The sequence below is a fragment of the Paraburkholderia podalyriae genome (assembly GCF_014397785.1).
Taxonomy (GTDB): domain Bacteria; phylum Pseudomonadota; class Gammaproteobacteria; order Burkholderiales; family Burkholderiaceae; genus Paraburkholderia; species Paraburkholderia podalyriae.
In genome coordinates this window covers 1-11,408 of the sequence record NZ_VZQQ01000112.1, presented here as the reverse complement: position 1 = coordinate 11,408, position 11,408 = coordinate 1, and the positions used below count along the sequence as shown (strand labels likewise).

General features: G+C 59.6%; 5 protein-coding genes and 4 pseudogenes. 4 read left to right on the top strand and 5 right to left on the bottom strand.

Annotated elements, in window-relative coordinates; all coding sequences use genetic code 11:
* Window positions 1–127: 127 nt before the first annotated feature.
* From F6X42_RS40295 to F6X42_RS45730, 3 genes are read right to left on the bottom strand one after another with little or no spacing between them, the layout of a single operon-like run.
* Window positions 128–1,138 (bottom strand): DUF2252 family protein, encoded by a 1,011-nt coding sequence (locus tag F6X42_RS40295; protein ID WP_312893016.1) that lies wholly within the window; start codon window positions 1,136–1,138, stop codon window positions 128–130.
* Between the two features lie 42 nt (window positions 1,139–1,180).
* Entirely contained in the window at window positions 1,181–2,914 is a 1,734-nt protein-coding gene (locus F6X42_RS40290) for a SulP family inorganic anion transporter (protein WP_187639379.1), read from the bottom strand.
* Window positions 2,911–3,711 (bottom strand): NAD-binding protein, encoded by an 801-nt coding sequence (locus tag F6X42_RS45730; protein ID WP_187639378.1) that lies wholly within the window; start codon window positions 3,709–3,711, stop codon window positions 2,911–2,913. The genes F6X42_RS40290 and F6X42_RS45730 overlap by 4 nt, the downstream gene beginning before the upstream one ends.
* Window positions 3,712–3,915: 204 nt before the next feature.
* On the opposite strand from F6X42_RS45730, the pseudogene F6X42_RS40280 reads away from it, so the two are divergent.
* The 3 genes and pseudogenes from F6X42_RS40280 (at window position 3,916) to F6X42_RS40270 (ending at window position 8,605) form a co-directional block, all read left to right on the top strand.
* Window positions 3,916–5,146, top strand: a pseudogene (locus F6X42_RS40280) (IS256 family transposase).
* A gap of 995 nt (window positions 5,147–6,141) precedes the next feature.
* Window positions 6,142–7,459 (top strand): annotated as a pseudogene (locus F6X42_RS40275) (IS110 family RNA-guided transposase).
* Window positions 7,460–8,041: 582 nt separating this feature from the next.
* On the top strand, window positions 8,042–8,605 hold the full coding sequence (locus tag F6X42_RS40270; RefSeq protein WP_187639377.1) for a YSC84-related protein: 564 nt from the start codon (window positions 8,042–8,044) through the stop codon (window positions 8,603–8,605).
* A gap of 488 nt (window positions 8,606–9,093) precedes the next feature.
* Here F6X42_RS40270 and F6X42_RS40265 read toward each other — a convergent pair.
* Window positions 9,094–9,357, bottom strand: a pseudogene (locus F6X42_RS40265) (IS91 family transposase); the annotation flags it as partial.
* A gap of 116 nt (window positions 9,358–9,473) precedes the next feature.
* Here F6X42_RS40265 and F6X42_RS40260 point away from each other — a divergent pair.
* Window positions 9,474–10,493, top strand: coding sequence for an IS110 family RNA-guided transposase (locus F6X42_RS40260; RefSeq protein ID WP_187639376.1), 1,020 nt, complete (start codon window positions 9,474–9,476; stop codon window positions 10,491–10,493).
* Between the two features lie 482 nt (window positions 10,494–10,975).
* Here F6X42_RS40260 and F6X42_RS40255 read toward each other — a convergent pair.
* Window positions 10,976–11,281: pseudogene (locus F6X42_RS40255) on the bottom strand (transposase); the annotation flags it as partial.
* Between the last annotated feature and the right edge of the window lie 127 nt (window positions 11,282–11,408).

The following is an 11,408-nucleotide window of genomic DNA, read 5'->3' as shown; positions in this document are numbered from 1 at the left end:
CCAATGTTGATCAGTGGAATATCAGTATCAGCCTGAAATTATGTCGTCATGGACGCGTCAACCTGGGAGGCAATACAGGGTCATCGAGAGACACCGCGACATTTTTTTTACCACACCATACTCGTTCTTATGGGCTCGAGCCCATAACAGTGAAAAGCGCCTCGTAGCAGCGCGTCCCCACCGACCCAATACCCACCACGCGAATGGCGACATCCACCAGTTCATAGCGATCGAACAACGCGCGCCTGTCATCGGGGAGGGTCAAACGGTAGTCGGCGAAGAAATGCCGGACCAGCGCATCGTACTGCGCATGATCGCGCGGGCTCGCCAGTGGGACGTGATACACGAGCGGCGGAACGTCCTTGATGCGCAGCTTGCCATTGACAAGCTCGGTTACATGAGTCGTCACGGAACGCGACGACTGCTGCCGCGCCTTGTCGATGACGGCCAGTTCTTTTCTTCTTTCCTCCGTCGAATCGGCAATGGCCAACATGCTCGCGGCCTTGAACTGGTAGTACCAGACGTCGAGCGTGTCCATCCGGCTGAACTCGGCGATCCGTTGCCGGAACGTCTCGCATAGCCGGCGCACCACGCCGCGCTGATCACGCGTCGCAAGTCCGCGTTCACGCGCGGCAATCACGAACGATGTGGCCAGTCTGCGCATATCCCAGTCAAATGGGCCGGGCAGTGTTTCGTCGAAGTCGTTGGGTCCGAAAAGAATGCGCCGCTCCGGGCTCGCAAACAGTCCGAAATTGGCCAGATGCGCATCGCCGCCCAGTTGCACGATCAGGTTGGAATGCGGCAGTTTCGACAGGTCGTATGCCATCAGCGGCGCGGCGCCGCGATAGAAGGCGAATGGATTCGCGACCATACGTCCGTAGCGAATGGGTATCAGCTCAGTCACCCGGCCCACGTTGGACGCGTCGAGCAATGCGATGGGATCGCGATTGTCGATCTTGCAGTCCGCCAGCTTCGCGCGCGGCACCTTTCTGCGTGCCGCCTTGCCCTGCTCGATGCGCGACGTCAACGAGCCACGCCCCGCAAACAGCGTGGACGGGTCTTCCTGCGCCGCCAAGGTCATCGGATCGGCGGGTTCCGTAGCATGTTCCTTGCGCTTCGCGGCAGCGGATTCGGGCACGTGTCACTCCCATTCTCAGTTCATCGTCAAAGCGGCGTGGCTTCATTCCGGTTTGGCGTTTGGCGAAGGCCCGGGTGCAGATGGCGAAAGATTGCTCAGAGCGTCAATCGCGGCATCGACCGTCGCAAAGATCTCGCGATGGGCGCCTTGCGCACGCAGTGCCTTATACCGCTCGATCTCCCGCCGCACCCCCGTCGGAAGCGCAACAGCTGCGACACCCACGCCACGCCGGTCGAGCTCCGTACCCAACTGGATCAACGTCTTGCCCGCCGTGTAGTCGATATTGTTGATCTCCGACGAGTCGATCACCACCCAGCGCAACGGCGGACTCGCCTCGTTGACGAGTTTCAGCACTTCTTCAGTGAAGCGGCCGGCGTTCGCATAGAACAGGTCCGCTTCGAACCGGTAGACGACGATGCCGGGCGCGGCGAGCACATTCGGCGCGACAGGATGCGTGACCCAACGGCCGGCGGGGCTGCGCGTCAACACACGCGTTCGCAGCCGGTAGCTATGCCGCGCATGCGCGATCAACGATAGGACGACGGCAGCGAGAATCCCGTGCATCACATCGACAAACACGACCACGCCGGCCGTGAGTAACGCGACGACGAATTCGTCCTTCTGCATGCGATAGAGTTCGACCATGCCTTTCACGTCGATCAGCTTCACGCCGATCATGAAGACGATGGCCGACAGCACGGCGGCAGGCAGAAAACTGAGCGGCCTGGTAAGGAACAGCAGCACCAGCAGCACGATGACGGCCGTCGTCAGATGGGTGACCTGGGTGCGGCCACCCGCATCGTCGACCATCTCGGTCTTGGTCGGACTGCCGTTCACGACGAAGGTACCCGTAAATGCAGCCGCTGCGTTCGCGGCCGCGAGGCCGATGATGTCGGCATTGTCGTCGCCCTTCTCGTTGTAGCGGTTGGCGTACGCGCGCGCGGTCGCTGCACTCTGCGCGATGATGACGATGAAGCACGAGGCGGCCGTCGCCAGCACCTGGTTGAACTCGCTTATATGCAGCGGCGGCAGGAACAGCGACGGAAGTCCGCCTGGCACTTCTCCGATAACCGCAATGCCGTGCCCGGCGAAACTGAACACCGCGCTGGCCACGATGGAGCCGATCACGGCGATCAGCGCACCCGGCGCGCGCGGCGCCAGACGCTTGCAACCGACGATCACCGCGAGAACAACAAAGGAAAGCACTGTGGTCGGATAATTCGCCTCGGCGACGCGCTGAAACACGGTCACCATCTGCATGACCGGGCCATGCCCTTGCTTCGCGAGCCCGATCAGCCCGGCGAATTCGCCCGCCGCGACCTGCACCCCCACGCCTGTCAGGAAGCCGATCAGTGCGCTGCGGGAAAGGAAGTCGGCCAGAAAGCCCAGACGAAAGACGCGCGCAATCACGAGCATCACGGCAACCGTCAGGGCCACTGTGCTTGTGAGGGCCACATATTCCTTGCTGCCTAATGCTGCGATGGCCGTCAGCGTACCCGCGAGGATGGCAGCTGTCGCGGAGTCTGCCGCGACAACCAGTTGACGCGACGCACCAAAGATCGCAAATGCGATCAGCGGAAGCAAGATCGTGTAGAGGCCAGTGACGGTGGGCGTGCCGGAAATCTTCGTGTACCCCATCACCTCCGGGATGCCCAAGGCCGCCAGTGTGATCCCGGCAATGATGTCGTGCGGCAGTTGTGCGGGATTGACGGGCAGAAGCCCCTGCAGGAAGGGCATGCGATGCAGATGAGACTGCGTGGAATCCGCTGGTTTCATGGCGCTTCCTCCATCCGGGTTGTGAGCTTGCCGACCAGCGCATTCGCCACGATCTCATCGACGATAACCACGCCGGATGCCCCCGCGCTCTCGAACAGCCCCTTTCTCAAGGGATTTTCGCCAGGCACTACAATCGTAAGCGAGGCATTCAGCGTATGCGCCAGCAAGGTGATCGCCAGATTGTTATTGCTGTCCGGCGTCGTCACGACCAGCGCTTTGGCGCTATCCAGCCGCGCCCCCTTGAGCACGTCGTCGAACACGCCCGGCGAACCGAGCACAACCATATGGCCGCGATCCGCAGCCCGGTCGGCCTGATCCCGATCGCCCACGAGGATGAGCACGGTCTGTCCGGCTTCGCGCAAACGGTTTGCGACCAGTTCACCCAGCGAATGGAATCCAACCACTACGACATGATTGGCGAGATGTGCGAGCTTGCCTTCCATGACCCTGTTCTCCCGATAAGCCATTACATCGTCGCCCGATAGCATGCCCGTGAGCCTTGACACCGCGAATCCGCCGATCAGCAGCGTCGCGAACATGGCCAGCAGCATGAAGATCTTCTGCGACTGATTAAAGTCGGTAAAGTCACCGAGTGTCGAGACGAGATTGACCCCATCCCAGAGGGCCGCGAACACTTTGTCAGGAAAAGAGGCATTGGACTGATCGAGCAAGACCAGCCCGGTGGCGGCGCCGCCCAGCAGCAGTACGAGCAGGCCGACGGTATGGCGCGCGCGGCGGTGCCATTCGCGAATACGGATGCCTCCAAGACGCGGCTCATCGACACGGAAGATCCACACGGTTACCTCGTATAGTTAGTCTGATCGAGACAACAGCGAACCCAACGCCAGACAGACACGCTCGTCTTTTTTGCGCCAGTAGTCAATAGTCAAGAGCCCCAGGATTCACCGTGCCTGTAAGAGCAAAGCGTCACCCTTTGTCTCACAGACGCAGCAGGCCCGAAACGCAATAAAAGAGAGAAACCCGATCCTGAACTCGTCAAGCTGGCAGACAGCCTGCTGGCGAATTACCAGCAGCCGGAAGACCTGATAGGCGAGAACGGCCTGTTCAAGCAGCTTACCAAGATGCTGGTGGAGCGTGCGTTAGAGACGGAGATGTCCGAGCACCTGGACCATGGCAAGAGCGAAGCGGTGACCAATGCCACGGGCAACACCCGTAGTGGTCATAGCGCCAAGACGCTGCAGGGGGAGTTTGGCGAGTTGCCGCTCAACATCCCGCGCGACCGTCAGGGGGCGTTCGAGCCGAAGCTGGTGGAGCGCCATCCGACGCGCTGGACGGGCTTCGACGACAAGATCATTTCGCTGTATGCGCGTGGCCTGAGCGTGCGCTATATCCAGGGGCACCTGGAAGAAATGTACGGCACGGAGGTCTCGCCGACGCTGATCTCGGCGGTCACTGACGCCGTCAGTGATGAGGTGAAGGTCTGGCAGGCCCGTGCGCTCGACGCGCTCTATCCGATTGTCTATCTCGACTGCGTTCACGTCAAAGTGCGCGACAGCGGCGCGGTGCGGACCAAGGCGGTGTACCTGGCCATCGGCGTGAACATGGCCGGCCACAAGGAAGTCCTGGGCCTGTGGATCGCCCAGACCGAGGGGGCCAAGTTCTGGCTGCAGGTGGTCACTGAGCTGAAGACGCGCGGCGTGCAGGACATCTTTATCGCCTGCGTCGACGGGCTTAAAGGCTTTCCTGAAGCCATCGAAGCGGTCTACCCAAAAGCGGCCGTGCAACTGTGCATCGTGCATATGGTGATATGGTGCGCAACAGTCTGAACTTCGTGCCGTGGAAAATGCAGCAGGAAGTCGCCGCCGACCTGAAGACGATCTACACTTCATCGACCCTCGAACCGGCCGAACAGATGCTGGGCGCCTTCGAGGCCAGGTGGGACAAGGACTATCCGTCCATCGGACAGAGCTGGCGACGCAACTGGGCACGTGTGATTCCGTTCTTCGATTACCCGCCGGAGATCAGGAAGGTGATTTACGCCCGGAGGAAGTCCCCTTGGGGGACACCACGAATGCCATAGAATCGATCAACATGAGCCTGCGCAAGGTGATCAAGACCCGCAGCTCGTTCCCAACCGATGAGGCCGTCACCAAGCTGTTTTACCTGGCCCTGAACAACATCAGCAAGAAGTGGACGATGCCGATCCGCGACTGGAAGGCTGCACTGAACCGCTTCACGATCCAGTTCGAAGAGCGGCTGGTGCCGGGTTAAACCTCAACCCGTTTACACAAAATTCCGGACACCCCCATCGGAGCCTGATCGATGTTTCGATTTGAGCCGCGATCCATCTTGCAGTGTCCTCTTCGACCCATAAGCTGCAACCGCATCCGCTCATAGAGGTTCCCTCGGGCAGGTATCGATAGGCCGCGCCAGTATCCAACACGCATCTCTGGTTTTCCTAAGCGAACGAACTGCTGCTCCGCCGACCCACATTTGGACGGCTAGCAGCCCCCAAGCCGTCAGAAATGGGACTGCCTTACCGATAAACAGGTTGTCGCTGGCACAGTTCGCGCATTGATATACGAGCCTCAAGCTCGTGAGCAACGAACGCGGCCGGCCCCTCAACGCTACCCAAAATTCCACTCCGTTCCCGCGAGAGCCGGTCGTCGTGTGGGGGCAAACGTGGGGGCAAAATTGGCCCCAAACGAAAGAGGCTCTCAGAGCCGAAGCCATGAGAGCCTTATATCTATTGGTCGGGGCGAGAGGATTTGAACCTCGTTGAGGCCTTGCTTGGTAAGGCTTTGCGAGGAAGTTGTGTTAAACCGGGTTAAAACGGCGCCACAACCTTTACGAATTTTCTTTCGTATTCTTTACAATACAGACACAGGCGCGCCATGGGCTCGCCTCAAGGCCCTCGTCACACGCTCCTTTGTGCTCGTCCTCCCGCGTTGCGGGGCCTTTAAGATTCGGTTTTTTTCGTACGCCAGGCGTCCGGAACCAACCCTTTATAGATAGTCCGTCCCGCTTTGATCGATACTGGTGGGACTGGCAGCGAGCTGCCAATGCAGGCGGAACATGCACCCGTGGACTACGAATAAGTCGACCCAAACTTTGGACGATTGCCGAGTTAGCTTCGAGTCCACGGGTGCGCTTGCGCTCGATAACGAATACTCAGGGTTCGCCGTGGCACCGGCTCACTATATTGCCTTCGCTGAACGCAAGCATGCATGTCCCTACCGGGGAATCTATCACTTGCTGAGGTTCACATGGCACCGCTATCGAACCAGCAATTCAAGGCTTTCGTCGGCATCGACTGGGCCGATACCAAACATGACATCTGCCTGCAGCAGGCTGGCGACGACAGGCGCGAGTTCGACTGCATCCCTCACCAGGTTACACGCATTGATGAATGGGCAAAGGCGTTATATCAGCGCTTTGGTGGTCCCATCGCGATCGCGCTTGAGCTGGCCAGAGGGCCGATCGTCTCTGTGTTGCAGAAACATGCGTTCGTCACACTGTTCCCGATCAACCCCGCAATGCTCGCGCAGTACCGCGAGGCGTTCGAGCCGAGCCGGGCCAAGGACGATCCTACCGATGCCGAACTGGCACTCGACCTGCTGCTGCGCCATCCGGAGCGGTTTGCCCCGCTCCGGCCGTAGAGCGCCGGCATGCGTTCCGTGCTGAGCCTGATCGAACAGCGTCGTGAACTGGTTGGCGACAAGACCCGGTTCACTAACCGGCTAACCAGCGCACTCAAGCAGTATTACCCTCAAGCCCTGGAATGGTTCGAGGACATCGACACGGTGCTGTTTTGTGATTTCCTGACCCGCTGGCCAACTCTGCCAGCAGTCAGGCGCGCGAACAGAAAGACCCTTGAAACGTTCTTCCATGCGCACAACTGTCGCCAGGCCAGACTGATCGAGGGACGTCTGGAATCGATCCGTTGCGCTGTGTCGCTGACTGACGATCCCGGTATCGTTGCACCTCACCGGTTGCTCGCGCTGACCTTGGTGGCGCAACTGCGCACAGCGCTCGCTGCGATCGACGTGTTCGATAAGGAAATTGCGGCAGTCGCACGAACGCTGCCCGACTTCGACCTGTTTGACAGCTTGCCCGGCGCAGGTCCGGCATCTGACGCCTCGTCTGCTGGCTGCATTCGGCGAGCAACGTGACCGCTTCAGGGGCGCTGATGAACTGCCGAAGTACTCCGGCATCGCGCCGGTCACCGAACGCAGCGGCAAGAAGTGCTGGGTGCACTGGCGCTGGCAGTGCCCGACATTCCTGCGCCAGACCTTCGTTGAATGGGCGGACCAGACCATCAACAAATCGTTATGGGCGGGCGCCTATTATCGGCAACAGCGTGCGAAGGGCAGTTCGTATCAGGCCGCCGTCAGGGCGTTGGCGTTCAAGTGGACACGGATCCTCTACCGCTGCTGGCAGACCGGAACACGGTACGACGAGAGCGTCTACCTCAACGCCCTCAGGAAGCGTGGTTCGTCACTCCTCCAGCACCTCGGGCTTCCGGGTAACCCTTTCCGGTCGACGGTTACGCAGCTCGTTCCGGGTCGGGGGGCTTCGATTTGACGTGATGTCGCGAGTTGTCCACGGCCGGCCAGCGGGTCGCGTGCTACGACCATGACGCTGGCCGGCGGTGGGCAACTCGCCGGGCCAGCAACGTGCAGGTCAACCCGGGAGGGCTTCGGAAGAACAGGCTCCCGTTCAAAAAAACTTGACGGACCACCTCAGGGCGTGACTCAGTCATACGATGCCAATAAACCTCTACGGCCGCTCGGAAGGGACTACGGTCGTTGGCAAGTGTGCACGGATCGTTTCGGCCTTGAAACGGGCGCCCGGGATCGCCTCGCGGCGATCCGTCATCGGTTCGACTGGCTCGTCACCGGCCAGATCGTGCAGCCCGATCCGGCAGCCTGGTGCGCAGCCCCGGTCGCCACGACATCAACCCGGCGAGGCGAACCGATTCTAGCGTTTGACGATGGCGGAGCGCGGTCTATCGCCGATGCACACGACGATCCTGCGCTCTGTGAATCGCTACACGCCGGAGCGATCCTGCAAAGTATTTTTGCTGCCGCTGGCATGATCGACAATAATGGGTGGGGGGTATGTCACGGCAGTGCTTGAACGCGATCAATCCATGGAGAACATATCATGCTCAAACGTCTGATATTGATGCTCACGGTCCTACTGATGTTGCCTATTTCTGCTGCTCGGGCCGACGAATATACGGACACCCTCAACCTATTCAAGAACGCGGGAGAAAGCGGCAGTCTTCTGCATAGTGCCTATGGTTATGCTGTGTTTCCGAAGATTGGCAAGGGAGGGGTCGGTATAGGCGGTGCCCATGGGAAGGGTCGCGTCTATGAGAAAGGGAAACGTATCGGCGATACATCGATGACTCAGGTCACTGTGGGCTTGCAACTTGGCGGCCAAGTGTACAGTGAACTCATTTTGTTCGAGGATGAACGAGCCCTCAAAGAATTCACCAATGGTAACTTTGAATTCGGCGCAGATGCCAACGCGATCGCGATCACTGCGGCGGCTGGCGCGCAGGCAGGCACGACGGGCACGTCTACTAACGTAAGTGGCGGCAAGAAAGATGCCAAAACGACAGGCGCCTATCGAAAAGGCATAGCTGTGTTTACAGTGGCCAAGGGTGGGCTGATGTACGAGGCAAGCGTTGGCGGCCAGAAGTTCTCTTACACGCCTCGTTGATTTTCGCCGAGTGTTAAAGGTAGGCCATTGAAAGGCCGAAACTTGCGCGAAAGAGACGCATGAGTGTCCGCCGAAGCGAAAGCATGAAAGGCTGCAACTGGCCGGCTGCTGCCTGACGTCGAGGGGCGGCACGCGTTAAGGATTAATCGACGCCTGCCCTCATTCACATGGCTGCGCGCGTGCTGCGGCGCGTGCGGGCAGGCGTCGATTAAGCCTCGAGGGAGGAAACCGCGGAGTGGTCCGTGGAGGTCGGAAGCTTGCATGGCTATGGCGATTGATAGCCCGGCATCCTCAGCCGTGCCCGGGCAAGATGGTCAAAACGTGAGGCTGGACTGGGCTAGGCACCTGGACGATGGGGTCCATTTGCGCGATGGCGAGCGTGAAGTGGATGTGCCTGAGACGCCATGAAGCGCCATGCGCAAACGTCCGCTCGTAGGCCGCGTTGCCGCAAAGCCGACGTTGGTCTGGTAAGCACAGAACCGTAGCGTTCATGTTGCGCCCCGCGACATTGGTGGTGCCCGAATGGGTGCAGTGCGCGCGATGATATCGATGATGATCATCGGGGCACCGCAGTGCCGGCATATGAAGGTAGGTTGGGCCTGGATGACGGAGTCGTCGGATGGCGGGTCGAACCGCGGCGCGACGTGCAGCAGGTCGCGCACCTTCGCGAGATTCGCGCGGCGCACCGGATTGGCGAGCAGTCCGTAAAGGCGGATGCGGTGGAAGCCTGCGGGCAGCACATGAGGCAGGAAATGAAATGAACGCGTCCCACCCGTGAGCGCAAAGGAAGGTGGATCCTCACAGGCCAACGGCATCGATGTGCCCACGTGGAAAATACGAAGTTTCCAGACAAACCGGAGGATCCGTCGTGAAGCTTACGCCAGTTGGGATTGACATTGCAAAGTCGGTGTTTCAGGTCCACTACGTCGATCAGGAAACCGGAGAAATCGCGAACAAGCCGATCAAGCGGGCAAAGTTTCTCGAGTACTTCGCGAACCGGGCTCCGTGTCTGATCGGCATGGAGGCGTGCGGCGGATCGCACCACTGGGCCCGGCAACTTACGAATATGGGTCACGTGGTAAAGCTGATGCCGGCGAAGTTTGTGAAGGCGTTCAACATCCGCAACAAGAACGATGCGGCAGACGCCCGTGCAATCTGGATGGCTGTGCAGCAACCCGGCAAGGCCGTCGCGGTGAAGACCGAGATACAGCAGGCGATGCTGGCGCTACACCGTATGCGGCAGCAGCTGATCAAATTTCGCACGATGCAGATCAACAACCTGCGTGGACTGCTGATGGAATATGGAGAGATCATGAGCAAGGGCCGGAACAAGCTGAACAAAGAGATACCGGTCGTGCTCGAACGGATCGCGGAGCGCCTGCCTGCCGTGCTGATCGATACGTTTCGCGAGCAGTGGAACGGACTGACGAAGCTGGACGAACAGGTTGCCGAGATCGAGCGCCGGATGCGCGAGTGGAAGAAGGAAGACAAGGCGGTGAAGGCGGTTAGCGAAATTTGCGGCGTCGGGCTGTTGACGGCAACGGCAGCCGTCTCAATGATGGGTGATCCGAAAGCATTCAGTTCGGGGCGGGAGTTTGCCGCATGGGTTGGCATCGTGCCGAAGCAAACCGGCTCGGGCGGAAAAGTGAACCTGCACGGGATCAGCAAGAGAGGCGATACCTATTTGCGCACACTGCTGATCCACGGCGCGCGTAGCGTAATACAGCACGCAAAAGAACCCGGCGAGTGGGTCGAGCAGATGATGAGGCGGCGGCCAAAGAATGTGGTGGTCGTTGCATTGGCGAACAAGATGGCGCGGACGATCTGGGCCGTGCTGGCCCATGACCTGCCGTACCAGAAGGCCTACGTGAGCGTGAAGCCCGCCTGAATGGTTCACGCCAAGCAGAAGATCAACGTTTAACACAGGGTGAACGTCGAAAGGTTGCGCAGCAATCGAGTGTGATGACACCCATTAGCGGGCTCGTGTCAAGCGAGTAAGCAAAACCCACGGCTGTCAGCAGCCGGGTTCCCATTCCACGCCTGATTGCAGTAGCTGAGCGCGCCCGTTTCTTCAATTCCCGGCTGCGACGGATCGCGCCAGACACCCATCAGGATCAAGCGATCGGCGTACTGCGGTTGCCTGTCGCCCTGGTAGCTTTGCCACCCCAGAAGAACTTTGGTACCGCAATGCGTCCATGGGGTTCGCACAAGTGCAAGGGCTGCCGGGTTGTCGGCGCCAATCCACAGTTGGCTCGCATTGCGGGCGATCCGCTTTTACTGCATATCAGGGACGGCGGCACAGCATCCTATTCAAACCAAAGTGGTTAAATTCCAGTCATCACATGAGGCTTGCGGCCGCCGTCGTTAGCTCTACGCAAAGCAGCGCGTCATATCGAATGGTTTGTGCTCCTTCAGCATGTGGAAGCACGCGCGGGCGAGCTTGTGCGCCAAAGCTTTGCGCGCCAGGATAGTATTGGTCTTGACCTTCTTTCGCTCGTAGAATCGTTTGGCCTCAGCGCAATAGCGCAGCGCAAAGTTGGCCGCTTCGATGAATGCCCAGGATAGATACGGGTTGCCATTCTTTGTGTTGCCTTCGCCTTTCTTTTTGCCGTTGCTCATGTGCTGGCTGTCGACGCAGCGCGCATAGGAAGCAAAAGTGCCGGCGCTGGCGAAACGGTATGCGTCTCACGTCGGCCGTTCTCCGGGCAGCAGTGAACGGGGGTAATTTGGTTCCCACCAAATGTTTTGATGGGAACCAAAGTGGCCGAGATTGTGGATAGCAAGTGCGAGGCACCGGGCAAGC